The 24,899-nt window shown below is 66.7% G+C and carries 18 protein-coding genes and 1 pseudogene; 11 read left to right on the top strand and 8 right to left on the bottom strand.

From position 1 onward, the window contains the following. Nucleotides 1-429 precede the first annotated feature (429 nt). Nucleotides 430-963, top strand: coding sequence for a pseudouridine synthase (locus DB30_RS37275; protein ID WP_052558234.1), 534 nt, complete (start codon nucleotides 430-432; stop codon nucleotides 961-963). Nucleotides 964-977: 14 nt separating this feature from the next. On the opposite strand, the gene DB30_RS37280 is transcribed toward DB30_RS37275, so the two are convergent. Continuing rightward, a complete protein-coding gene (locus DB30_RS37280; RefSeq protein WP_146662377.1) occupies nucleotides 978-2,423 on the bottom strand; it encodes a hypothetical protein in 1,446 nt (481 codons plus the stop codon). Between the two features lie 139 nt (nucleotides 2,424-2,562). Between DB30_RS37280 and DB30_RS37285 the strand changes: the two genes are divergently transcribed. The 3 genes from DB30_RS37285 to DB30_RS37295 are packed head-to-tail and all read left to right on the top strand — an operon-like array spanning nucleotide 2,563 to nucleotide 5,485. Next, complete coding sequence (locus tag DB30_RS37285) at nucleotides 2,563-3,711, top strand: alpha/beta hydrolase family protein (RefSeq protein WP_146662379.1); 1,149 nt, start codon at nucleotides 2,563-2,565, stop codon at nucleotides 3,709-3,711. A 24-nt stretch (nucleotides 3,712-3,735) separates the two neighbouring features. Next, nucleotides 3,736-4,347: a Coq4 family protein gene (locus tag DB30_RS37290; RefSeq protein WP_052558240.1), complete on the top strand. Its 612-nt coding sequence runs from the start codon at nucleotides 3,736-3,738 to the stop codon at nucleotides 4,345-4,347. A gap of 13 nt (nucleotides 4,348-4,360) precedes the next feature. Beyond that, nucleotides 4,361-5,485: an SMP-30/gluconolactonase/LRE family protein gene (locus DB30_RS37295; RefSeq protein ID WP_052558242.1), complete on the top strand. Its 1,125-nt coding sequence runs from the start codon at nucleotides 4,361-4,363 to the stop codon at nucleotides 5,483-5,485. A 361-nt stretch (nucleotides 5,486-5,846) separates the two neighbouring features. Here DB30_RS37295 and DB30_RS37300 read toward each other — a convergent pair whose 3' ends face one another. Together DB30_RS37300 and DB30_RS37305 are read right to left on the bottom strand one after the other, a co-directional pair. Next, nucleotides 5,847-7,511, bottom strand: a complete 1,665-nt coding sequence (locus tag DB30_RS37300) for a vWA domain-containing protein (protein WP_146662381.1) — start codon at nucleotides 7,509-7,511, stop codon at nucleotides 5,847-5,849. Between the two features lie 441 nt (nucleotides 7,512-7,952). After that, nucleotides 7,953-9,419, bottom strand: a complete 1,467-nt coding sequence (locus DB30_RS37305) for a TIGR02996 domain-containing protein (RefSeq protein ID WP_052558247.1) — start codon at nucleotides 9,417-9,419, stop codon at nucleotides 7,953-7,955. Between the two features lie 114 nt (nucleotides 9,420-9,533). Here DB30_RS37305 and DB30_RS37310 point away from each other — a divergent pair, with 114 nt between their 5' ends. Together DB30_RS37310 and DB30_RS37315 are read left to right on the top strand one after the other, a co-directional pair. Then, nucleotides 9,534-10,070, top strand: coding sequence for a hemerythrin domain-containing protein (locus tag DB30_RS37310; RefSeq protein WP_052558250.1), 537 nt, complete (start codon nucleotides 9,534-9,536; stop codon nucleotides 10,068-10,070). A gap of 108 nt (nucleotides 10,071-10,178) precedes the next feature. Further along, a complete protein-coding gene (locus DB30_RS37315) occupies nucleotides 10,179-11,234 on the top strand; it encodes an STAS domain-containing protein (protein ID WP_240480417.1) in 1,056 nt (351 codons plus the stop codon). Between the two features lie 6 nt (nucleotides 11,235-11,240). Here the strand turns inward: DB30_RS37315 and DB30_RS37320 are convergent, their stop codons facing one another. From DB30_RS37320 to DB30_RS37330, 3 genes are all read right to left on the bottom strand, one after another. After that, entirely contained in the window at nucleotides 11,241-12,842 is a 1,602-nt protein-coding gene (locus tag DB30_RS37320) for a phosphatase PAP2 family protein (RefSeq protein ID WP_052558253.1), read from the bottom strand. Beyond that, nucleotides 12,836-14,581, bottom strand: coding sequence for a polyprenyl synthetase family protein (locus DB30_RS37325; protein WP_052558255.1), 1,746 nt, complete (start codon nucleotides 14,579-14,581; stop codon nucleotides 12,836-12,838). Before DB30_RS37325 ends, DB30_RS37320 begins: the two co-directional genes overlap by 7 nt. 224 nt (nucleotides 14,582-14,805) lie before the next feature. After that, the gene (locus DB30_RS37330) at nucleotides 14,806-16,629 is read right to left on the bottom strand and encodes a hybrid sensor histidine kinase/response regulator (protein WP_052558257.1); all 1,824 of its coding nucleotides are present in this window, start codon (nucleotides 16,627-16,629) and stop codon (nucleotides 14,806-14,808) included. Nucleotides 16,630-17,070: 441 nt separating this feature from the next. On the opposite strand from DB30_RS37330, the gene DB30_RS41975 reads away from it, so the two are divergent. Both DB30_RS41975 and DB30_RS37340 read left to right on the top strand, forming a co-directional pair. Further along, a complete protein-coding gene (locus tag DB30_RS41975) occupies nucleotides 17,071-17,988 on the top strand; it encodes a hypothetical protein (RefSeq protein WP_205633156.1) in 918 nt (305 codons plus the stop codon). 76 nt (nucleotides 17,989-18,064) lie between these two features. Beyond that, nucleotides 18,065-19,636 (top strand): Rossmann-fold NAD(P)-binding domain-containing protein, encoded by a 1,572-nt coding sequence (locus DB30_RS37340; RefSeq protein ID WP_052558263.1) that lies wholly within the window; start codon nucleotides 18,065-18,067, stop codon nucleotides 19,634-19,636. Between the two features lie 326 nt (nucleotides 19,637-19,962). Here DB30_RS37340 and DB30_RS37345 read toward each other — a convergent pair whose 3' ends face one another. Next, a complete protein-coding gene (locus DB30_RS37345; protein ID WP_165704126.1) occupies nucleotides 19,963-20,847 on the bottom strand; it encodes a transposase in 885 nt (294 codons plus the stop codon). 766 nt (nucleotides 20,848-21,613) lie between these two features. Between DB30_RS37345 and DB30_RS37350 the strand changes: the two genes are divergently transcribed. Then, nucleotides 21,614-22,111 carry a hypothetical protein gene (locus DB30_RS37350; RefSeq protein WP_146662387.1) on the top strand — a complete coding sequence of 166 codons (498 nt, stop codon included), beginning with the start codon at nucleotides 21,614-21,616 and terminating at the stop codon, nucleotides 22,109-22,111. A gap of 702 nt (nucleotides 22,112-22,813) precedes the next feature. Here DB30_RS37350 and DB30_RS37355 read toward each other — a convergent pair. Beyond that, a complete protein-coding gene (locus DB30_RS37355; RefSeq protein WP_052558272.1) occupies nucleotides 22,814-23,368 on the bottom strand; it encodes a hypothetical protein in 555 nt (184 codons plus the stop codon). 742 nt (nucleotides 23,369-24,110) lie between these two features. Here DB30_RS37355 and DB30_RS41980 point away from each other — a divergent pair. Together DB30_RS41980 and DB30_RS41985 are read left to right on the top strand one after the other, a co-directional pair. Next, complete coding sequence (locus DB30_RS41980; RefSeq protein ID WP_052558275.1) at nucleotides 24,111-24,443, top strand: hypothetical protein; 333 nt, start codon at nucleotides 24,111-24,113, stop codon at nucleotides 24,441-24,443. 134 nt (nucleotides 24,444-24,577) lie between these two features. Then, nucleotides 24,578-24,899: pseudogene (locus DB30_RS41985) on the top strand (hypothetical protein); the annotation flags it as partial.

Genomic DNA, 24,899 nt, shown 5'->3' on the forward strand with positions numbered 1-24,899 from the left:
TGTCGCCTCGCGCCGGAATTTTCGTCGAGGGCGCGAAGCCAAAACGCCGCTGTGGTGGGCCCACTGCAAGTTTTGGCGACAAAGCCCTCGGCGAAAAGGCCAAGCGAGGCGGCGCGAGGCATTGCACCACGGGCTGCTAGCCCCAAATCAAGCGCTGAATTGGAAAAGGTGAGTGATTTGGGGCTAGTACGAGCCGATAGGCGAGCGTTTGGGGTGAGCGAAGGGGGCTCCGCCGCCGAAGCGAGGGGGCTTTTGAAAGCCCCCTTGAAGACATAGTAGGCCCGAGTCGAGCGCGCAGCGCTTGATTCGGGGCTAGCACACGCCGACCAAGTCTTCGCCCGGCGCTGCCCTCTCGGTCTCGAGGGAGCTCGCCGGGCGTCTCTAATTCGGTATTGGCCAGCGATCGTGAAGATGCGCTAGAAGTCTGGCGTGGCCCGGGTCCTGCTGTTCAACAAGCCCCACGGGGTCTTGACGCAGTTCAGGGCCCAAGGCGACGTGCCCACGCTGGCCGCGTACATCGACGTCCCAGGCGTGTACCCGGCGGGTCGGCTCGACAAGAACTCCGAGGGGCTGCTGGTGCTCACCGACGACGGCGCGCTGCAGCATCGGATCAGCGCGCCCAAGCACAAGATGGTCAAGACCTATTGGGTGCAGGTCGAGGGCGAGCCCAGCGACGATGCCCTGGCGTTGCTGCGCGCTGGCGTCGAGCTCGACGATGGCTGGACCAAGCCCGCGAAGGCCCGGCGGCTGCCCGAGCCGAGCGTGTGGCCCCGCGACCCGCCGATCCGCGAGCGCAAGTCGATCCCCACCGCGTGGATCGAGCTGAAGCTCAAAGAGGGCCGCAACCGGCAGGTCCGGCGCATGACGGCCGCCGTGGGCTACCCGACCTTGCGCCTGATTCGCTACGCGGTCGGGCCGTGGACCCTAGAGGGCCTCGCGCCCGGCCAATACGTGTTGGTTTAGCCCACCGGGCTTGGTCAGCCGGGGTCTTCGTTGATCATCTGGATGATCTCGTCGCGGGTCGTGTCCGCGACGGTCTCACCAAGCGACACGCCCTCTTCGTAGTCGTCGTTGAGCCCAGTCATCCACTCGTCGCTGGGCACGAAGTAGCCCAGCGCGTCGCCAGCGTTGCCGAGCACGGCCTTGTAGGGGGCCGTCATCGCGTCCTTGATCGGCAGGCCGCAGCGCGTGAGCGACTCGCCCGGGAACGCGACGATCTGCGCCTGGGTCCCCAAGCGCACGTACGCCGCCTGGGTGATCACCGTTGACGTCAGCCCGTTCTGAATGAAGTCGTAGTCCAAGATCCCAAGCTGCCCGGCCAGGTTGAACAGCGCGTTGTCGACCGGCAGCTCCCACTCGGCGTAATCGTGAACCAAGATCGGCTCGACCGGGACCGCGTCGGCGAGCATCAGCTGGGCCTGCGCCGCGACGTAGCTGCCGTAGGCCTCGGCCCGCTCGAAATCGTCTGCGTACATGCCCTCGGGCACGCTGGGGCTGACGTCGCCCAGGATCCCGTTGAAGAACACCACTGGCGCCCCCGTGCTGGCCTCGAGCGTGTCGACGGCATAGCCGCAGTAGTCACGCGAGAGCTCGGTGTTGTCGGCGCCAATGATCACCGGGTGGGCGGCGAACGACATCATCGTGCCGAGCAGGCCAGCGTCGGACTTGCGATGGGCCTGCAGCACGAACACGGTGTCGTCGGTCATGGGCCAGTCGCGGCGGTTCTTGTTGGCCGCGGTCGAGTTGCTGACGCTGAGCTCGGCCGGCTGCCGGGTCTCCCAGGCCGCGAGCATCGAGCCCACGGTCTCGACGGTGACCTTGGTCCGGTAGCTGTCCCCGACCCCGCCCCACAGGCCTTGAAAGTCGGGCCCGGAGTGCGAGTGGGTGGTTGCGATGATGATGCGATCCTCGCTGAGCCCGGTCAGGTTGGCGGCCTGGCTGCGGATCGCCCGGGTCCATTGGTTGCCCATGCCGATCGCGTCGACGACCGTGAAGATCACCCCTTCGTCGCCGATCCCAACCGCCATCGACCGGGCGTACAGGGAGTCGTGGATCGCCGTCGCGGGGCCGCCGACGAACGGCGCCCCGAACCCGCCAAGATAGACCGAGCCCAGCTGCGCCGGGCTGGGGTCGACGTTGCGCACGTCGAAGCCAACGGCGAACTCGGGGTCGACGTCGCCGTCACCATCGCCATCTCCGTCGCCGTCTCCGTCGCCCGGATCGCCATCGCCGTCCCCGTCTCCGTCTCCGTCCCCCGTGGTCTGGGTCGCGCCATCGCCATCGCCGTCTCCGTCGCCCGCGGTCTCCGTGGCCGTGCTGCTGCCTTCCCCGCTCGCGTTGCCGCGATCGTCGGCGCAGCCAAGCATCAACACGAGGGACAGACACGGCAGCAGTGACCAAACACGTAAATGAAGCTTTGACATGGGCGTCCTCAGATCAAGTGACCCGCCTAGCGTCGCGCACCAGACTCGAGGCGTCGAGCCCTTTTCGGCCGTCACAGTTTTTCCGCTCACGCGGCGCCAAATGATAGGCTCACCGCCTACCATGCGCTGTTCACTCGAGTTGACTACCCTCCTGTCGACCTCGCTGCTGCTCGCGCAGCTGGCGGGATGCGCTGACAGCCCAAGCGAAGACACGACCACCCACGCTGACTCGAGCGACACTGACGCTGGCGATGGCGACGGTGATCCCGGCGATGGCGTTGGCGATGGCGACGGTGACGGTGACCCCGGTGACGGTGACGGCGACCCGATCGAGCCCCCCGCGCTGTCATTGTGTGGGACCGAACCGCCGCCTGGGGCCACGCTCGCCCCCGCGTTGCCGGCCTACAGCGGACCCGGGACCTGCCCCACGCTCGAGACCGGGCCCGAGGTGTTCAACGTGATGCAGACCGAGCACGGCGAGCGGCAATTCCTGCTCGTGGTCCCAAGCGACGCGCAGCCGGACGAGGTGTTTCCGGTCATTTTCATGTACCACTGGCTTGGCGGCGCGGCGCTCGATTTCTACGAGCAGGCCGAGGCCCAGTACGCGGCAGATTACTACCGCTTCATTGCGATCATCCCCGAGGGCCGCGACGGGAGCACCGGTGTCCCATTTCGGTGGCCGTTCTCGGTCGCCGATGACGACGCGCAATTGGAAGAGGAATTCACCTTCCACGACGACATGCTCGCGTGCGTGGCGGAGCAGTTCGCGCTCGACAAAGAGTGCGTCTCGACCATGGGCGTCAGCGCCGGGGCGCTGTTCTCCGCGCAGCTCGCCAGCCGCCATGGCGAGCACCTGTCTAGCTTGATGTCCCTGTCTGGCGGCTCCGGCGGGGATCTGATCAAGCCGTGGATCCCGGCGGCGAATCGCATGCCGGCCTTGGTGTTGTGGGGTGGGCCATCCGACCTTTGCTTGGGCGTGAACTTTGACAGCACCTCGATGGCGCTCGAGGCCGAGCTGCAGGCGGACAATCACTTCATCGTGGAGTGCGTGCACAACTGCACCCACGCGACCCCACCCTTCGAGCCCGAAGACCCCTCACTGCCAACCTATGCTTCGACCTGGCAGTTCGTGCTGGATCACCCATATTGGTTGGAGGATGGAGAGTCGCCGTATACGGACTACGTCACGGCAACGGGCGGGCTGCCACCGGCCTGGCCGCAGTGGTGCGCGATCGGGGCGGGGAATGCAACGATCCGCGACGGCGAGTGCGGCGGGTCGCAGTGCTGAGGCCTGTGTGAGGGTTACTGCGTCATGACCAGGCTCGAGCTCCTGCGCAAGATCCGAGAGGCCCAGGCCAACCCGGCGCTGATCGGCGATGTCCCGGTCTACAAGGGTGAGCTGTCTGGCGCCCGCGCGCGGCCAGAGGTCGAGGCCCAACTCGACCGCGTTCGGGGCTACGCGCCGCCCGTGGATCTAGACGCGCTCGCGCAGCTGCCCGATGGCACGCTTGGCCGCGAATACCTGCGCTTCTTGCAGTCCAACAAGCTGCACCCGATCGTTCTGACCGGCAATTGTGACCCCGAGATGGTCGCGCGCAACGCCTTCACGGTGCGCTACGCGATCATTCACGACATGGTCCACGTGCTGACCGGCTTCGACGCCAGCTGGCCCGGTGAGGTTGGGGTCTGGGCGTTCGTTGGCGGGCAGAACTACAGCGCTGGGTTTCGGCTCACCGCGATCGTGGCCTTGTTGTTCGCCCCGCTGCGCTGCCCGCTGCGGCTGGGGGCGGCGTGGCGGAGCTTCCGCCGTGGGTGGGGGATCGGCAAGCGGGCGAAGTTGCTGCTGGCGGTGCGGCTCGAGGACGAGTTTGCGCGGCCCCTCGACGAGCTGCGCGCCGAGCTTGGGCTAGCCGGGCCAGATTGATCTACCGTACCCCATGCCGCGCAGCCGCAAGATCGCGCTCGTCTCCCTCGCCACCGTCGTCGCGCTTGGGCTCGGCTGGGGCATCTACCTGCTGGCGCTCGCCGGCCAGCTGACCTCGCTCGAGTTTCACTCCGACGCCGCGTGCGAGCGGATCGAGGGCGTGGTCGGTGCCGAGGATCTCGCGTTCACGGCCGCGTCTGGAACCCCCGAAGGCGGCGTGTTCGTGTCGTCCGACGACCGCCGGGCCACCGCCGCGGGCAACCCGGTCCGCGGCGCAATCTACTACTACTCGCTCGCAGCGGATCCGCCCGCCGTCTACGCAGCGAGCGGCGACGCGCCAGAGGTGTTTCATCCGCACGGCATCGGCTCGACCCCCGAGTCCGCCGCGACCGAGCGCCTGTTCGTCGTCAACCACCCCGGTCGGACCTTGTTTGGCCCCAACGAGGGCGCCGAAGGACCCGCGCACACGATCGAGGTATTCGACGTCGTCAACGAAGACGGCCGCGTTCGCCTGGCGCTGCAGCGCACGATCACCGATCCCCTGCTGGTCAGCCCCAACGACATCGCGCCCGTCGACGAGGAGCGCTTCTATGTCACGAACGATCACCTCGCGACCAGCGCGCTCGGCCACAAGCTGGAAGACTACGGCCGGCTCGCACGCGGCCACGTGCTGTACTGGGATGGCGCCGCGTTCTCGGTCGTCGCCAAGGGCATTCTCTACGCCAACGGCGTCAACGTGAGCCGCGATGGCAAGACCGTGTACGTCGCGGCCGTGACCGGCGGGCGCGTCCACGTGTTCGATCGGGATCAGAGCTCGGGCGCCCTGACGCCGCGCGAGGAGGTCCCCGTTCACGGCCCCGACAACATCACGATCGCCGCCGACGACTCGCTGTGGATCGGCGCGCACCCCAAGCTGCTGAGCTTCAGCGCCTACGCCAAAGATGCGACAAAGCGCTCGCCCTCGCAGGTGGTCCGGCTGGCGCAGACGGAGTCCGGCGCGTGGGAGACCGAAGACGTGTGGCTCTCGGATGGCAGCGAGATGTCCGGCTCGAGCGTCGCGCTGGGCGTGGGCGCGGATCGGTTCTTGGTTGGCTCGGTGTTTGACGCGTGGCTGCTGGACTGCACGCGTAGCCCCTAATACCCTGCCGCAGTGTCACAGTTCCTAGAGCGCCGATCAGTTTGGAGTCGCGTCGTCAGGTGCGTCTGGGGCCGTTCCTGCCTAGGAGCCCGTGGTGCAACGCCTCACGCCGCCTCGCTTGGTCTTTCCGCCGAGCTCTTCGTCGCCGAAACTTCCAGTACGCCCGGTACAGGTGCGTTTCGGCTCCTCAATCTCGACGAAAATCCCGGCGCGAGGCGACGCGATGCGTTGCACCACGGGCTCCTAGGAGGGAGGCCGAAGCTGTATCCGGCATGCTGCGAGCGCCGACCGACAACGGCAGGAGCGGCCCCAGATGTGCCTGGCGTCGTGACTCCAAACTGATCGCCGCTCTAGCAGTACACTAATCCAGACTTGGGCAGTCCTGCGCGGGGTCGTTTGAGACCACGCACGACCCCGCCGAGTACGCCCCGGCCGGCGGTACGACACCCGCCGCGTACGCCAGCTGAAACTCGAGGTTGGCGCCCAGGTCCGTGCAGTATTCGGCGATGTCATCCAGCCCATCTTCCGACTGCCCGCCAATGTCTGTGCGCGCGGCGAAGCAGACCTCGTCGTCGCCGCTGGGCATCACGTAGCTGCCCGAGGCGGGGTCCACCGCATAGGCGCCCTGCTCGTCACGCAGGCACTCCGGCACATCCCGCACGCCGAGCCCGGGGACGGTCTGCTCGACCTCGCAGATTGCGTTGACGAGCTCCGTGTCTGGATCGGTGTCGGCGGCACACTTGAAGTAGCAGGCCGGGATGATCTTGCTGCGGATCTGGTCCGCGATCGCCTCGAGCGCGCCGGTGTAGTCCGTCGCGCAGATCGAGTGCAGGTTGTCCGGGGTGTACTCGTTTGTGAAGTCGCGCAAGCGGGCCGGCGGCACGGCGGCCTCGCCCATTGGCCCGGTGCAGCCCGGCCCAATCCCAAAGTCGTGCTGGAATTCTGGATCGCTGTCGCCAACGTCCGCGTACAACAGCGACCCATCGGGTTGAACGCCGCCGATCAACGCGACAATGACCTCGGCGCTGGCGTTGAGCTGTTGCTTGTCCTGCTCGATCTGGTCTAGCTGGCCAAAGTAGCGGCTCAGGGGATGCAGGACCGCGGCGTCGGGATCTGCGGTCACGTTGCCGAGGACGTCCTTGTTGACGGTCTCGCAAGCGTCGTAGCTGCCCGGATCACCCACGCAGTCAACGCCCGCGTTCCAGCACACCGCCGAGCTTGGGAACATGTCGGCGGGGTCTGCCCAGAACTCTCGATTGCCGTCCTGCTCGAAGATCGTCGCCCAGGCTTTGTTGTAGGAGCAGTCGGCCTCGTCGGTCACGAACACCACAGCCAGCAGCGCGTTGGCTCGCATGAAGCCGTAGCTGTCTTCGTCTGCGGTCTGCGCCCGCGTCAAGGCCAAGTACATGCTCTCGAGCGGGCTCTCGAACCCGCAGCCGTTGATGCCTTGGGGGCCAAAGCAGCGAAACGCATCATAGGTGCTGGTCCCGGCCGGGATGTTGGTGAAGCCCTCGATCCGCTCGAGCCAGGGGCGGGGCTTGGGGTTGGCGTCGAAGTCTGTGGCGGTTGGCTGGATCTCGAGCGCGGCGGCGTCGAGGGTGCAGATGTCGTTGCAAGCCAGATCGCTGACGTCTTCCTCGCCATCGTTGAAGATGAAGTCGCCCATCCGCGTGCGGCACGAGCTGAGCACCAGGTTGCCGGCTTCGGGCGTGGTCGCGCCGGGGGAACACCACGGGTTGCCGTTGTCGGTGGTCGTGATCCCGATCCGATAGTTGGCCTCTACGTCGTTGGCCTCGAGCACCTGAATGAACGCGCCAAAGTTGGCGGCGAGGTTGGCCTGCTCGGCGCCCATCGAGCCGGAGTTGTCGATCACGAACAGGATGTCGACGTCTTTGTTCTCCGTCAGCTGCAGCTGGTCGTCGGCCTGCGGCGCGGACTCGAGGTCGACCGGTTTCAGACCCGGACCGCCGCAGCCAACGAGACACGCGAGCACAGCCGAACCAGCAATCAAGACTCGCGTGGTCATGCCGACCATGCTCGCACGTTTAGGCTGTTGAGGCACGCTATTGATCGTACTCGGGCGAGGCCCGAACACCGCGGGCCCCCGTGTCGTGCGAGCGCGCGCTAGCCCCGAATCAAGCGCTGCGCGCTCGACTCGGGCCTACTATGTCTTCAAGGGGGCTTTCAAAAGCCCCCTCGCTTCGGCGGCGGAGCCCCCTTCGCTCACCCCAAACGCTCGCCTGTCGGCTCGTACTAGCCCCAAATCATTCACCTTTTCCAATTCAGCGCTTGATTTGGGGCTAGCCCGTGAGCCCGGCTCCAAACGAGCGATCGGCCACCCGGCCCTTGCCCGCGTCGGTGTACCAAGACCCGCCACGAGAGCCCGCGACGGGTCCTGGACCCGCGGGGCTTGGCGGTTGGGATGCGGCATTCCAGAATGCATGGAGCACGATTGTACTCGAACGCCTCAGCTGCTCATGACGGCCCGTCCACCGTAGCGCTGGTCGAGCAAGGCCCGCGCAGGATCATCTTTGACCTTACCCAGCAGCAGCTCGGCGGGCTCGAAGTGGGGCGACTGCGCGAGCGCGGCGTAGCCCTCGTAGCTGAGCTTGCGGTTGTTTGACAGGCGCAACGACGTGACGTGACGCAGACCCGGCCACGCAGCGAGCTGCGCGAGCCCGGCGTTGCTCAGCTTGTTCGAGGACAGGTCGAGCTCGGTGAGCCGATCGAGGCCCGAATTCACCAGCATCGTGATTGCCTTGTCGGACAGCGAGCAGCCGTTGAGCTTCAGCGCCGTCAGCGAGGCGGCCGGCGGGGTCGCCAGCAACATCGCCAATCCCTTGTCACCGATCCCCGTGGTGCCCAGGTCCAAGTGCGTGAAGTGTTCAGCGCAGGCCGCCAGCAGCTCCGGCCTAGCGGTGAAGTTCTTGTTGCTGGTCAACACCAGCTCGCGCAAGTTGGCGCTGGGCTGGGGGAACAAGCCCATGAGCGCGTCGATCGTGGTGGTCTGCGGGATCGCCAGACGCCGCAATTGTTTGATCGTTGGCCAATCCACCAGCGCCCCCAGCTGCGGCCCCAAGCTGTTGTTGCCGGCCAGCGAGAGCGCGCGCAGCTGGTTGAAGACGCCCGAATGGCGCAGGTGCTGCAGCGCCGCGTCGCCCAGCTTGTTCTGGGTCAGATCCAGGGTCTGCAGTGCCGCCAGCGTGGGCGCCCGCGCGAGCACCTCGAGGCCGGCGTCACCAATTGTGCAGCCTCGCAAGTCCAGGGAGCGCAGCTGATCGATCGGCAGCGGCGGCGGAGCCACGTAGTCTTCGAAGCTGCTGCCAAGATCCGTGGCCTCGTTGGCCAACAGCTGGCACCCGCTCACACCCAGGCTGCACTTGGCCAGCGACAGCTCGCGAAGCTGGGACAGCCCCCAACTCAGCGCATGCGCGACGCTGTAGTCGGTGAACCAACCGTCGGGCTCGAGACCCAGGTGGCGCCACGCGTCGACCTCGGGGAAGCTTCGCTGCGCGTCCGGGATCCACTCCGAGACGAGCAGGGTCATGCCGTCCAAGGGCTCGAGGCGGCTGAGGTCGGCGGCGACGCGTGACGCGGTCTCGATGTCCAGGGCCAACTTGGACACGAACCCACGCTCGAACGTCCATCGCCCGGTTCGCACCTGCTGCTCACGCTGATCTTCGGGGACCCCGAGCAGGTCGAGCAGCGGCGCCAACCACTGAACGGCGTGGGTTGACCGCAGGCGCTCGGTGCTGGCGCGGAGCATCGGGTAGTCGGCGTGTAGAGGATCCATGCCCTCGAGCCGGCACTGGTGGGCGATGAAGGTCCCGCGGGGGTCGCCCTCGCCCATTAATAGATCCGCGTAGACCAAGCGCGGCGCGAGCTCGGTCGGCGCCGCGTGGATGGCTTGCAGCAGCTCGTGGTTCTGGCTCACGGCCGGGCTTTTACCCCATCGACCGTCAACGATCCCGCGCGACCGCAGCAACGCCCGACAGCTCCCCGATTGGGCGGCTTGCCCCGCCCGCGGGCTGAGGCAGATCTTCGAGTCATGTCCGCGCCGAGCCCATCGATCCCCCGCGAGCACTGGACCACGCACCCGCACTTCCCGGACCAGGTCTTGCTGCTTGGCTCGCACGCGAACTTTCGTCGGATCAGCAGCTACCTGGTTCGGGCGGCCGAGGCCAGTGAGGGCCCGGCCGGGATCGCCTCGCTGTACATGGGCTGGATCGCGGCGATGCGCAGCCATGAAGCGTACGAAGAGCGCAAGCTGTACCCCTACCTCGCGCGGCGCTGGGCGATGAACTTTGATGCGGCCTGCGCCGGCCATGAGCTGCTGCATCGGCTGCATGTCGACGTTGTCACAGCGCTATCACAAGCCGGTGACAGCCAAGCCGCGACGCCAATGTTGGCCGCGGCGCTGCGCCGCCACGACACCGCGCTCGTCGAGCACCTCGAGCTCGAAGAAGATCTGGTGATTCCATGCTTGCTCGCGCTCGAGCCCGAGGAGTTCCACACCTACACGATGTTGTCGCTGCCGGCGTTGCTCGCTCGCCTCGACAATGATGCAGACCGAGCGGTCCAATGATGCAATGAGGGGCGGTTGCGCCCCCGGCCCATCAGCCGATCTGGAGGCTAAATCCGCGGTTGAGTTAATCGTGCGTGGAGCATAAGTTGCGTCAATACGAGCGTGACCATGGACGCGACACCGCAACACAACCTACCTTCCATCAACGTTCAGGGCGTCGGATTCGAGTGGGACACGAGCGCGGGTCTGGTCCGCGTGTTCGGTATGCCAGTGCTGACCATGTGGATCGAGTCCTCACTGGTCGGGATGATGCTCGGCATGCAGCGCATGGTCGGCACAGAGCGGTTCAAGCTGTGCATGCAGAGCGGCGGAATTGAGAGCATCGATGGCGATTGGGGCGTGATCTCGAGCGCCCCAAGCTTCGAAGCTGGCTTTGAGGCGCTCGGGTCCTACGCGGTCACCTGCGGGTGGGGCGAATGGACACTACATTCGCTCGATCGCGACAAGCACAAAGCAGTGTTTCGCGTGCGCAATAATTTCGAGGCCCTGTATCAGAAGGCGCTCGGCGTGGATTGGGGCACCGACATGACCGGTGGCAAGTTCGCGGGGTTCTGCGCGCGGCTGTTTGGCGTCGACTGTTGGGCCACGCAGACCCGGTTTCAGGCGCGGGGCGACGAATTTGACGAGATCCACATCGCGCCGTCCAGCGTCTCGCTCGCCGATAAGTTCAACCAATTGCTGCACGCAGACTCAGCCTCGGCGGCGGACCTCGCCGTCGCGCTCAAGCGGCTCGAAGACGAGAATCTCGAGCGAAAGCGCGCCGAGCGAGAGGCCCAGGAGCGCCTCAGCCTGATCGAGGACCTGTCCGCACCCATCCTCGAGGTCTGGGACGGCGTGCTGGCGCTGCCGATCCTGGGCTCGCTGTCGGGCGACCGCGCGAGCACGCTGATGGAGCGGCTGCTCCAAGAAGTTCAGCGAACCCAGGCGAACTACGTGATCCTCGACCTCACCGGCGTCGAGATCGTCGACACCCACACAGCGGATTACATCCTCAAGGTCGCGCGCTCGGCAGAGCTCTTGGGCGCGCAGTGCATCATTACCGGGATCCGGCCGGCCGTTGCCCAGACCATGGTCGCGCTGCAAGCCAACCTCGCGGACATCGTCACGCGGGCGACCTTGCGGCACGGGCTCAAGTACTGCATGAGCGCCCGCGCGCGGGACTGAGACCCATCACTCCAGCCCGCGCTTGCTGAGCAGTCGCCGGCCAAACACCAACCGCGCGAACAGATCCGTGACGCTGGTGACGGCCGTCCAGAACCGCACGAAGATCAGCCCTGCCCGCGCCAACCTGGCGCTGACGATCGTAGCGATCGCCCCCGCCGCCGTGAACACGCGGAACACCGACCACAGCGGAAACCCGCGCAGCTCGGCGTAGCGCTTGTGCAGCCGCCACAGCTTGCCAAACGCCGGCATCAGCGTCTCGAACCGATAGCCCATCGCGTGGGCCAGCGAGTACACGTCGAGCGACATGAAGGGCACGGCGACCATCCCACGATAGATGCTGGGGTTGAGCAACAGGCTCAGCCCCGCGAGCCCGCGATAGCGTTGACCCGCCTCGCGGACCACCATCCAGTTCACGGCCAAGTGTGCCGATTCGTCGCGGGTGATCCGCTTGACGAAGTCGTCGAACCACGGGCTCCTGAGCGCGGGGTGGGTCCGCAAGAACGGCACCGTCCCGGCGTCGAGCATGGTCTCGAACACCGGGTTGGCGGTGGCGATCAGCAGCACGTCGGCGTCGGACTCGTGATCGAGCGCGTCAAACTCGTCGAGCACCAATGAGTTGCCAAGGCCGGGCGGGCGAACGCTGGCGCCGTGGAGCGCGAGGACCCGGCGCAGGCCGTTGGCGTGGCGCCGCTCCTCGTCGGCGAAGTAGCCATACAGCGCGCGCAGATCGTCGCTGGTCGATGCCTTGGCCAAGATCGCAAAGTTCATGCCCGCGATCTCTTCAATGTAGATCAGCTCGCTGATCAGCCGGACCAAGAGTGGATCCAGCGGCGGCAGCGGACCGGTGGGCCAGTCGACCTCGTCTAGACTCCACTGGTAGCCCTGGGCCGCGAGCCGCAGCTTGGCCGCGGCTTTTTTGTGGGTGTCCCACGTGAGCGTGAGCCCTTCCGAGCGGACCCAGGCCGGCGTGCTCGTGCTGCCAGGGAACAGCTTGGCCGCCGCCCACCAGGCGAACACCCCCACGATCATGCCGCTGGGTACGTCCACGAAGAAGTGCTGCTTGGTGGTGAGCGTGGTGACGCTGATCGTCACGGCCCACGCGATCGCGGCCAGCCAAGCCACGCGCCGATGCTTCAGCGCCGAGGCCCAGGTCAGCGCGATGCCCCAGGCCAGCGCGACGTGCAGCGAGGGCAGGCAATTGCTCGGGCTGTCGGCGGCCCGAAGCCGGGCGAGCTCGCGCTGGCTGGCGCTGTCGAGCTGGGTCAGCGGATACAGCTCGCGGGGAAAGCTGGTCGGGAACACGACGAACACCAGCGCGCAGGTGGCCGAGGCGATCAGGATCGAGGTCATGAGCCGGGCACCGTCGGCCCGGGTCGGGATCGTCAACCACGCGAACAGGCTGACCCAGGTGATCGTGCCGTACAGCCAGACCGTCCAGGGCAGAAAGGGCACCGCGCGATCCAGGGCCGTCAGCGGGAGCACGCTGGGCTCGAACACGGCGGCGCTGAGCTTGCCCAGCGCGTAGAAGCACAGCAGCAGGGTCAAGCTCAGCGCCCACATGCCCACGCGCTTGGCCACGTGAGCCAGCGAGGCGCCGCCGCTCAACATTGTCGGCCCCCGAGCTCGTGGGCGAAGCTCGCGATGGTGTCGCGCGCCGGCCCGGGTGGCAGAGCCTGCAGCGCCTGCTGTGCGCGGCCCGAGTGCGAGCGGACCCGCGCGTGACAGTGCTGCGCGACGTCGTGCTGCGCGAGCTTGGCTTGGACCCACTCGAGCTCGTGCTCCCGGCCCAGCGCGTCGGCCAGGCGCTGGCGTTCGTCGCCCTGTAGCCGCTCACGCAGCACGATCGTTGGCAGGGTCATCTTCCCGGCCCGCAGGTCCGTCCCCGGCCGCTTGCCGAGCGCCGCCGCGTCGCCGAGGTAGTCCAGCAGGTCATCGATGATCTGAAACGCCAGGCCCAGCTCGCGACCAAACCGAACCAGCGCCTTGACCTGGACCGCGGGCGCCTCGACCCCCAGGGCCCCGAGCGCCGCCGCGCATCCAAACAGCCGGGCGGTCTTGGCCTCGATGATCTCGTAGTAGCGCGTGAGCGAGAGGCTTGGGTCGCCGGTGTGCTCGAGCTCGAGCCGCTCACCATCGGCCAGCGCGGTCGCGGTGTTGATCACGTGGCGGCGAATGTCGGGGTGCATGCCCTGGCTGCAGCGGAGCACGCGGGTGAACACGAACACCGCGATGCCGGTCGCGAACACGTCGGAGGTCGCGGTGTGCAGGGCCGCGTGGCCGCGCCGCAGCGAGGCCGCGTCAACGATGTCGTCGAGCACCAGCGTGCCTTGATGCAGCCACTCGATCGCCGCCGCGAGCGACAACACCCGGCGGGCGTCGCCGCCACAGGCTTCGGCGGCCGCGAGGGTGATCAGCGGCCGCACTCGCTTGCCGCCCTGGCTGCGCAGGTACGCCGTCGCCCGGGTCAGGACCTCCGAGCCGCTGTGGGTCAGGGCACCGAGCGCCTGCTCGACCTCCGGCTGCCAGCGCCGACCAAACTCGCCAAGACCTCCGCCGCCGAGGACACGACTGGGCGACGTTGACGGGAGCGTGGGAGCTGCGAGCGGCGTCCAGGCCTGGGGATGGCGAGCGATCGGCAGCTCGCTAGGGGCCCGCGAGAGCGCGCACGAGAGCAGGTCGACCGGCGAGCGCTGGGGCAGCTCCGCGAGGGCGATGATCGCTTGCTCGCGCGCGCGTGGCTCGGGATCGGCGGGGTAGTCAGCCTGCAGACCGATCGCCGCCAGCGCCCCACCCCAGCCGGGCGCGTCCAAGGTTCCACGGTGGGCCTCCCACGACAGCCCGACCCAGGTCACGTGGCGGTCGAGCACGTCGTGGACCGCGTCGGGCACCCCTCCCAACACGACCCCGACCGCGACCGCCGCTCGCAAGAACAGCACCGCCTCGGGGATCTGTCGGTCGCAGGCGTGGTGGGTGGGGCCGAACAATCGGTCCAGCACCCGGGTGACGGTGGCCTCGTCGTACTCGAGCAGCGACGCCCAGGCCCTGCGCGCCCACTGCAAGTCCCGACTGAGCAAGCGCGCGCGCTCGTCGGTGTCGGGCAACCCGAGGTGCAGCCGGTGGTTGTAGCCCTCGAGCGTGGCGATCGCCGCGCGCTCGGCCCGTCGCCCGGCTCGCAGCCCGAACCCGCGCGAGACCTGGATGACCAGCGCGCCGCCCAAGCCGGTGCGCGGCAGCGTCCACGGATCCCGCTCGAGCGCGACCAGATCCAGCGCCCGCGTGACCGTGGAGTACACGGGACGCAGCAGCGGCGCGTACCAGCGAGCGTCGATGCCAGCAGTTTGGACCACGCGTGAAGATGCTACCCCGACTCCCGAGCTAGTGCCCCACACCCTAAGTTCGTTCCGGGTTAGGTGCGGAGCTGAGGCCCAAGGGCGAGGAGCGGCGACGACGCTGTACCGGGCGTACTGCTAGGAGCTGCGACACTGCCGTTGGGCCTCAGTGCCGTGCATAACCCGGATCGAACTTAGGGTGTGGGGCACTAGAGAGGCCCGCTCAATTGTGGTTTCGTGCTTCAGCGGCCCAGCAGCTCGGCGGGGGCCAAGACCTCGCGGATCGCCTGGGACAGATCCCGCAGCGAGACCGGCTTTTGCAAGAACTTGGCGCGACCTTGCTCGACCTGCTCGCGCAGTTCCTCGACGTCGAGGTTGCCCGACATGTACATCACCGGTGGGACCCGACCGGCAAGTCGCGCAGCGAGCTGCTTGGCCATCTCGGCGCCGCCCATGCGGGGCATCGAGAGATCCGTCAGCACCAGATCCACGACGAGCTCGCCAGCGAGCAGCTCGAGCGCCTCGACGCCGTCGCACGCGACCGTGACGGTGTAGCCCAGCGCCTGCAGGGTCTTGGCCATGGTCACCCGCACGCCCGCGTTGTCTTCGACCAGCAAGATGCGCTCGTCGCCGCGCGGCACCGCGTGTGGCCCAGAGTGGGTCCGCCTGAGCGGCCGCCGAACCAACGGCAGGTGCACGCGAAAGCACGCCCCCTCCCCTTGTTCGCTCTCGACCTCCACGTTGCCGCCGCTTTGCCGGGCCACGCCATAGACATTGGCCAAGCCCAGACCCGTGCCGCTGCCGGCCCCCTTGGTCGTGAAGAAGGGCTCGAAGATCTGCGGCAAGATGTCCGCAGGGATGCCCGTGCCGCTGTCGCGGACCTCGAGACACGCGTAGCGCCCAGCCGCGAGGGGCTCGGCCGCGACGGTCAGCTCGCGCACGCTGCTCGCGTAGCGCAAGGTCCCGCCCTCGGGCATCGCGTCGGCTGCGTTGACGGCGAGGTTGACCAGCACTTGGTCGAGCTGCGACGGATCGAGCCGGACCCACGCGGGGATGTCGGGGATGTCGAACTCCAGCGTGACGTTGTTGCCGATCAACCGGCGCAGCAGCTTGCCGGCCTCGCGCAGGCGCTCGTTGAGATCGATGACCAGCGGGCGAACCACCTGGCGACGGCTGAAGGTCATCAGCTGCGCGACCAGCTCGCGGGCCGACTGCGCGACGCTGAGGATCTCTGACACCTGCTCGCGCGCGCTTGGTGACAGCGAGCGGTCCAGCGCCAGCAGATCACCCGCGCCAAACACCACCGTGAGCAAGTTGTTGAAGTCGTGGGCGATGCCGCCAGCGAGCCGGCCCACGGCCTCCATCTTCTGGCTGTGACGAACCCGCTCCTCGAGCTGTCGGGTCTTGGTCAGGTCCTCGAGCATCGCCATCGCGCCCGTGACCCGCTCCTCTGCGTCCCGCAGCGGCGCCGTGTGCATGCGCATCTCGACCCGCGAGCCGTCCTTGCGCAGCCGCGTGCTCTCGACCCCCGTGAAGCCCGAGCCCCGCAGCACGACCTTGTCGAACAGCTCCTCGAAGTCCGAGCGCTCGTCCTCCGGCACCAGCGGGTAGGGCCGGCCCAGGATCTCGTCGCGCGTCCAGCCGAAGGTTCGCTCCGCCGCCCGGTTCCACATGACCACGCGCTGGCGCTCGTCGACGGTGAGGATCGCCAGCGGCGACGCCTCGATGACCGAGTCCAAGGTCTGACGCGCGACCCGTAGCTGCCGGGCGAGCACGGTCTCTGTGCGTTGCTGTTGAGCGCTGACGTAGTAGGCGACCGGCCCCGTGTTCGCAGGCCGGATCAGGAGCTCGACACGAACGTGGCCCAGATCGTGCTGGACCGACGTTGGCGGACCGCCCGGCGACGGCAGCGAAGGCGCCCACGGCAGCAGCTTGGCCAGCGAGCGTCCGACGGATCCGCTTGGCCACGCCAGCTCGACGATCCGTGCGAAGTCCGGGTCAAACTCGAGCACGGCACCGTCCGCATCGAGCAGACAAATTCCGACCTCGTGCTGGGCGCTTCCCACTTAGGCCACCATAACTCTGCGATTTCTCCGCTGCTGTACTTGAGTGATCGAAGCAGGAGTATTTGTGGTGACCCTGCTCAGCTCGGGAGCTCGTTCGTCCGCCAAGCTGACCAGACTGGCCAGCCTCGATTTCAACTCGACGCGTCCGCGGGCATGCGCATCTCGGGAAACCGTGACCGGGTGCTCATCCGTCGTTCTGACTCGACCGCAATTCGGGAACATCTGGGTTTGCATGGTCGGGGGCTATGCGCCGGATCGCGCGGAGCCGGACGAGGACCAGGCCCGCCACGCCCCGGCGTCGCGCGGGGCCCTCGCGGCCGCCGCTGCTGACCGTTGCGCGTTGTGCCTGTCTTGAACCTCAGCCAGCGAGAACGCTCGCCCGCGCCGGAGATGGTGTTCGCGGACATGGGGTGGGCAGGGCAGGCTATCGTCTCGGTTGTCATGAGGTCGTACCTGCCGAAGTGCCTCGCCACGCTCGCCGTGCTCGGTCTGTGCGGCTGTACGCCTGTCCCCGCCAACGAGGAGCAGGGTGAGGCGCAGACCGGGACCGAGAGCGGCGACGGTGATGGTGATGGCGATGGCGATGGCGATGGTGACGGTGATGGTGATGGCGATGGCGATGGCGATGGTGATGGTGATGGTGATGGCGATGGTGATGGTGATGGCGATGGCGATGGCGATGGCGATGGCGATGGCGATGGCGATGGTGATGGCGATGGTGATGGCGATGGCGATGGTGATGGCGATGGCTTCGGGCAGATCATCGGCAGCTGCGGGCTGATCGCGTCAGAGCTCGAGCTGCCGACCCCCTCGCTGTTCACGGTCCACCTCGACTTCGGCGACGACCCCTACGATGACCCCGATGACCTCTCGCTCCTCACCGAGGGGGCGCAGGTCATCCTGACCACCCCCAACGGGGGCGGTAGCTCGACGATCAGCGAGGCGTTCGCGTTCGAAGTGCTGGCCCGCTGCGATGACGCCGAGCTGCTCGCGACCGAGACCGAGATCGGCTACGACCCGCCGGACAGCAAGAAGACCGACATGCTGGTGGATCTTGCGATGCACAAGGTTGGGGTCAGCGTCACGCGGGCGGTTGGGTTTCCGCCCGAGAATCCCTATCCGCCGATGCAGGCTGCCTCGCTGATCGCTGGCAAGCTGGCGGACATCTTGGTGAGCTCGCAGAACGTGGTGCCCGAGGACGCGTGGGTCAAGCAGATCCTGGTGGTGATGGCCTATGCAGACATGCACGCCCAGCTGATCGAGGCCGCCTGGAACGAGCTCGACGTGGACACCAAGGCGGACACGATCGTCTATGTGATCGTGACCGACGGGATGGACACGCCGATCTATTTTCGGTGAGCCACGCCATGGTGCATCGGCTCCGCCCACGCTCGCGGCGCAGGCGGCGACGGGTGGGACGGGCTACACCGTTCACGTGACCGAGACGCCAGAGGTGATCGCCGTGGCCGGGGCGTCGGGATTCGTTGGGTCGGCCCTCGGTCCCGTGCTCGCGCGTCGGTTCGAGACGGTGGGATTGTCCCGGCGAGCACGCCCACCGGGCGGCGGCTACGGGCAGTGGCGGGCCACCGACCTGTTCTCGCTGGCGGACGCCGAGCGGGGCCTCGCGGGCTGCGACCGCGCCGTCTACCTGGTTCACTCGATGCTGCCCACGGATCGGCTCGCGCGCGGTCGCTTCGAGGACTTCGATCTGATCTGCGCCGACAACTTTGCGCGCGCGGCGAGCCGGGTTGGCGTCAAACAGATCATCTATCTCGGCGGCCTCGTGCCCAGCGACGCGCGCGAGGGTCTCTCGCGGCACCTCGCCAGTCGGCTAGAAACCGAGCGGACCCTGGCGAGCCACGGTGTCCCCGTTGTCGCGTTGCGGGCGGGTCTGGTGATCGGAGCGGGCGGTTCGTCGTTCGTGATCATGCGGCAGCTCGTGTCGAGGCTGCCGTTGATGGTGTGCCCCGCGTGGACCGGCACCCTGACCCAGCCGGTCGCCCTCGCTGATGTCGTGCGCATCATTGACAGGTGCTTCGGGCATGAGCAACTCGCTGGTTCCCATGACATCGGCTGCCCAGAGGCCGTCACCTATCGCGACATGATGCTTGCCACCGCGGAGGCGCTCGGCAAGAAGCGGCGGCTGATCTCCGTGCCGCTGTTGACGATCGGTCTGTCGCGGCTGTGGGTCTCGCTGGTCACTGGGGCGCCCAAGGAACTCGTCGCGCCGCTCATCCAGAGCCTCGCGCACCCGATGGTTGCCCGCGATCTCGAGCTCCAGCGCAAGCTCGGACTGGAGCCCACCACCCTGAAGGCGGCGCTCGCTGCCGCCTTAGACCCGAATCAAGCGCTGCGCACTCGACTCGGGCCTTCTGTGTCTTCGCGGGGGCTTTCAAACAGCCCCCTCGCTTCGGCGGCGGAGCCCCCTTCGCTCACCCCAAGCGCTCGCCTGTCGGCTTCAGCGCTTGATCTGGGCCTAGAAACTCCTGCCAGCTCCCGGACCGAGCTCGCCCCGCTGAGCAAGCCGCCGTCCCCCGTGGTCCGCCGCCGAAGCCGACGCCGCAGTGCGCTGGTCCGAGCCGTCCACCGCATGCACGTGGCACCAGGTCGCGACGCTGTCTGGGTGGCGCGAGAGTACATGACATGGTTGCCGCGGACGCTGGGGCCGATCCTGCGCGTCGAGATCGTAGGGGACCGGACGCGCTTTTACGCCCGGCCCATCGCTACGCCCCTGCTCGAGCTCACGCTGTCTCCCGAGCGCTCGACCCCAGACCGACAGCTGCTCTACGTGACTGGCGGTCTGCTCGCCGATCTCAACGCCAGCACGCGACCGCGCCTCGAGTTTCGCATGCTCGACGGCGGCACGACGGTGCTCGCCGCGGTACACGACTTCGCGCCGAGCTTGCCGTGGCCGATCTATCTGACCACGCAGGCGCTGGTTCACGATTGGGTCATGCACCGCTTTTGTCGACACCTCGAAGCGGCGAGCGCTCATATGGGGTTGTAGACGAAGCGCTCTTGGACGACTGTTCGACGTCAATTAAATTTGCCGGTCAGCGACATTTACTTTTGCCGGTGCGTTTCCTCCTGCCCGCGGTGCGTTTCCTCCTGCCCGGACCTTTTCCTCCTGCCCGAAGGACTTGTCCGCTACCTTCGCTGGGAGCCGCCCTCCGTAGAGATCGCCCCCTCCAAAACGACCCCAATCGCTCAACCAACCGTCCACAATCCCCAGCTGTAGGCTCCAAATGCCGCTGGTTCGCCCCACTCTCCCGCCCCGAACCAGCACCCGCAGGCGGGTCGCCATGCCCGCCCAACCTCTGCGTTCGCACTCAGCTACGAATACGCAGCAGACCGCGCTCCATACCTCTGGCACATCAACCAAGTACCCACAGGAAACTCGACATCCTTCTCTCCCCCAAGCCACCGTTCCCGCGCCTCCGCATACGCCTTCTCGAACGCCTTCTTCCGCCCCAGCGCCGCGATACGCTTTTCCTTATCCGTCGCCGACACCGTCGGCCGCACCCCGAACAACTCCTCCGCGCCGGGCATCATCGCCCAGGGTTGCTTCTGGACGTTGCGCATCTTGACCACTTTCTTCCCCGCCTTCTGCCGCCTGGCCTCCAACTCGTTCTCACGCACGCCCACCCGCTCGAGCACCAAATCCCGCAATTCATCGTCACTCAGCTCGGGCATGATCGGTGGCCGCACGAGCCGCAGCTTCACTGTCTCTGGAATCGTACTGCGGTCACGCTTCGAAGGCGTCCGCGCGTCGGGGCGCTTCCGTTTCTTCGGCTTTGTGCCTGGCTTCTTCCGGGCCCAGAGGCCGTACCTGGGCTTTTGTAGGACGATCTCCTCGCCATATCGCATTCGTGCTGTCGTCACACCCTTCCAATGCCGCGCCCGGGTCACCAGATCACTCGCACACGGATTCGTCAGTGTGTAGACCGCGTGCTCCAACACCTTCCCGTCGTCTTGCGGCTCGACGAGCCCATACCCCTTTTCGATGTTCGTCCCCGATGACTTCCGCAGAGCGTTCAGAGTCCGCGCCGTCAACGAGTTGAGCTCCTTGACGAAATCTGGCAGGCATGCCGAGTGTGCCGTGAGCAAGATATGAAAGTGATTGCTCATGTACACAACCTCATGGAGCGAGACGTCGTTTTTCGCGCAGGCGTGCGCGAGAACGAACAGCAACGTCTCTGTGACCTGTGCTGTCGGCACAAAGCGAAACCCTCGTCCCACGGCCTTGCACGTGATGAAGGCGGTCTGCTCCTCGTGGATGAATCGCGGTGGAGTCGCCACATGAGCCGTATCGGCCCGCTTCGTTGGTGTTTGCAGGCTATTTGCGGTTGGCCGGAATTTCATGTGGGGTCGCGGATCCACTTTTCCGCGGGCACCGCGCACAGTCGTTGAGCTGACCGGTCCTTCGGCCCAGGCTGACCGGTCCTTCGGGCAGGTCCTTCCCGGGCAGGTTTGACCCGGGCAGGTCTGACCGTGACCGCGGGCAGGTTCCTTGGCACGGCCAGGCTGACAGGTCCTTCGGGCAGGGCTGACCAGGCTGACAGGTCCTTCGGGCAGGGCTGACCAGGCTGACAGGTCCTTCGGGCAGGGCTGACCAGGCTGACAGGTCCTTCGGGCAGGGCTGACCAGGCTGACAGGTCCTTCGGGCAGGGCTGACCAGGCTGACAGGTCCTTCGGGCAGGGCTGACCAGGCTGACAGGTCCTTCGGGCAGGGCTGACCAGGCTGACAGGTCCTTCGGGCAGGGCTGACCAGGCTGACAGGTCCTTCGGGCAGGTCTGACCGACCGCGTACCACGACAGCGCCAGTCGATCACCACCGGCCGCTCATCGACCTGGTGTGGATTGCCCCCGATCTACCCGTGACGTCCCCAGCGGCCCGATTCTCGCCGCCGCTGTGAGTCAAATCCGCTCCCCAAAGACGACGCGACCAGCGGCCGCCGCTTTGGACCGGTGCTACCTCCCGAGCATGTATCGAACCTTTTCCTGGATGTTGTTCGCCCTGACGCTGACTGCCTTGGCCTGCGCGGAGCCTGAACTCGAGCCGGCCGAAGACTGCAGCACCGAGCCCCCCACCGACACCAGCATGCTCGCTCAGCGCAGCGTCCGGATCGGCCACCTCGATGGCGCCACCTTCGTCCCGTGGGTCGACGGTCAGGAGGTCCAGAGCATCATCGGGTTTCAGGGCTCATCAATGATCACACCATACATCGATCTGCCAACTGAGGCCGGCGATGTCGATGGCGCGTGTTGGTGGGTCGAGATCGAGTATCTGTCGCCGATCGACAACTTGCCCGGGGGTCAAACTGGCCTGGTGTTCTCGCAGGAGGGAGAAAGCATGCGCGCTGGCCCCTTGTTCGAGCAGCCCGACACCAGCTACTACGGCAAGCCGGTCACGGTCCGGGTTACCGTCGCCAGCCGCGATTTCGTCGCCGTTGACGAGGTCGAAATCGTCATCCGCTCATGACCACGAGTATGTGGGGCGCGGCTTTGGTCTGGGCTTCTTCGGTTGCAGCCCGGACTCACGTCGTTCCCGCGCACGCGCCCGGGCTGACAGGTCCTTCGGGCTGAGTTCACGCGCGGGCTCAACTGACAGGTCCTTCGGGCTGGGCTCACGCGGGCTCCGTCGCCGTTGACGAGGTCGAAATCGTCATCCGCTCATGACCACGAGTATGTGGGGCGCGGCTTTGGTCTGGGCTTCTTCGGTTGCAGCCCGGACTCACGTCGTTCCCGCGCACGCGCCCGGGCTGACAGGTCCTTCGGGCTGAGTTCACGCGCGGGCTCCGGCTCCCGCAACTGACAGGTCCTTCGGGCTGGGCTCACGCGCGGGCTGGGCTCACGCGCGGGCTGGGCTCACGCGCGACAGGTCCTTCGGGCTGGGCTCACGCGGGCTCGACTGACAGGTCCTTCGGGCTGGGCTCACGCGGGCTACGGGCTGGGCTCACGCGGGCTGCGGGCTGGGCTCACGCGCGACAGGTCCTTCGGGCTGGGCCGACTCCGGGCTGGGCCGACTCCGGGCTCCGACAGGTCCTTCGGGCTGGGCCAACTCCCGGGCTCACGCGCGACAGGTCCTTCGGGCTGGGCCGACTCCGGGCTCGCAACTGACAGGTCCTTCGGGCTGGGCTCATGCGCGGGCTGGGCTCATGCGCGACTCCTTGGTCAGGTCCTTTCACGAACGTCCGCGCTGCAACAGTTGCTCTGGAGAAACGAGCATTGGCGCTCCCTCGCCGCTGAGGCGTCGCCAAAGCACCCATGGATCAAGGCCCAGATTGGCGAAGACATCCTCAACATGACCCCATAGGGGTTCCTCAGATGCTGGCCGCCCCTCCGGCAAAAGTCGGGCCATCGTCGACCCAGACAGTTCGGCTTCCTTAACAGCGTCCTCGAAAGAAATTGCGAGGTACCCACAAAAGAAGTTCCGAAAGTAGCCCACCTCCATTTTACCGATTTCGGGACGCTCAGCCAAGACCCGAAGCCAGTCCCGGTAGTGCATACCCTTCCAGACGAAACACAGGTGCAAGAGCAGCGACGTCCCCCTGGAGCCCGGATGAGTAGAGAAGACGCTGCGGAGTACCCGTGTATGACCGAGCAGGCTGATCCGCTCGGCGTAGTTCGACTCGAGGTCAGGGCCGCTCTCGTCGTTGTCCCAGTCCCAGCCGAGCAGGTCGCTATTAATCGACGCCAATAAGATGGCGATGTCTCCGCGGTTCGTCTCGTCCGTCATCTACAGCAGCGTTACTATCTCCGTGCCGTCGAAGAAACCACGCTGCCGCAGTAATTTCCGGGCTCGGCGCAAGTTCTCCGCGGCGGGCAGGTAGTGCCCAGACCTATTGACGATGTGGGTGACCCTGCCGCTATTGTCCAGGAAGAGCTCCCCCCACCGTAGACGTTCGCTCGACCTCCGGACAATCCCAGGGGATCAGATCTTGGCGTTCTTTGCGGACTGACCGAGCGACTGGCCGCTAGCGCTCAATCACAGAGAGGACCAAAGACTCCAACGGAGGACCCAATCCAACGGAGGACCGGACTCCAGGAGGGACTCCAAGTGGTCGATTTAGTCGTTTGGATCAGTGGTTTCGCCAGGACGGGCCGCGCCGCCGAGAGGGTGTCCGTTCGGGTGACAGCATCCAAAACAGCGATCCAGCACGCCTGCCACGGGGGAGGCTCGCGTGCTCATGGCACACAAGAACCACGTGAACACACACTGGCTCAACTGCGGGACCGACAGTGGTCGGCGACAGACGCACGGCTCGTCCTGGCAGAGCTCGAGCGCAGCGAAGAGACGGTTGTCACAGCCCGGGCTATGTGATCGCAACCAGCTCGGCAGGGCTGATCGCCGCCAGCTCGCCTGAACTGATCGCACTCAGCTCGCCTGAACTGATCGCACGCAGCTCGGCAGGACTGATCGCCAGAACTAAACAGGCGACCAGTCCCGGGCCGTTGTTCGGGATCAGGCGGCGATCCGCGTGGTCTCGACCAACGTCATGCCACCGCGCGGGCGCGAGGACTTCATGGCGCTGATCGAGCACGGGCTGAAGGTCGCCGGGGCCAAGACCAAGCTGCTGTCGGAGCAGGCGATCGAGATCCTGTGGCGGGTCAGTCATGGGCTGCCACGACAGGCGAGCCGGCTGCTGCGGACCAGCTTGACGCTCGCGCACGACCGGGACCAGAGCTTCGTCGACGACCGAGTGATGCTCGATGCGTGTGAGGAGCTGCAACTCGGCCGGCCGACTGTCACGCAGGGTCATGCCGAGGCTGTGCAGCCCCGTGGTGATCGTGGGACAACATCTCGCAAATAACGCGGGACGGTACACAGGCCAGCGTCGTCGAGCCGGCCCAAGGGGCGAACTGGCATCTCCGCCAGACTACGAGGCCCCCCCTACGGTGCGCGATCTCAATTGCCAGCCAAGGCCCGACGTGCGAACGTGACCGCATGAAGCGGCTGCCCTTGCTGAGCTTGTTCGTGCTTCCACTCGTCTTCGCGTGCAGCGACGACGGCAAGAGCGACGACACCACGAGCGAGTCCAGCAGCACCGTGCAAGGCGACGGCGACGGCGACAACACCGGGGATGGCGACGGCGAGAACACCGGCGATGGCGATGGCGACACCGGAGATGGCGACGGCGATCCGGCCTGCATCCCAGGCGAGCTCAACTGTGAGTGCAACGCTGGCCAGTGCCTTGGCGACCTCGAGTGTGTCAACAACACCTGCGTCGCCAGCTGTATCCCCGGCGAACTGGGCTGTGAGTGCAACG

Origin of the sequence: Enhygromyxa salina (assembly GCF_000737335.2) — a bacterium.
Classification (GTDB): domain Bacteria; phylum Myxococcota_A; class Polyangia; order Nannocystales; family Nannocystaceae; genus Plesiocystis; species Plesiocystis salina_C.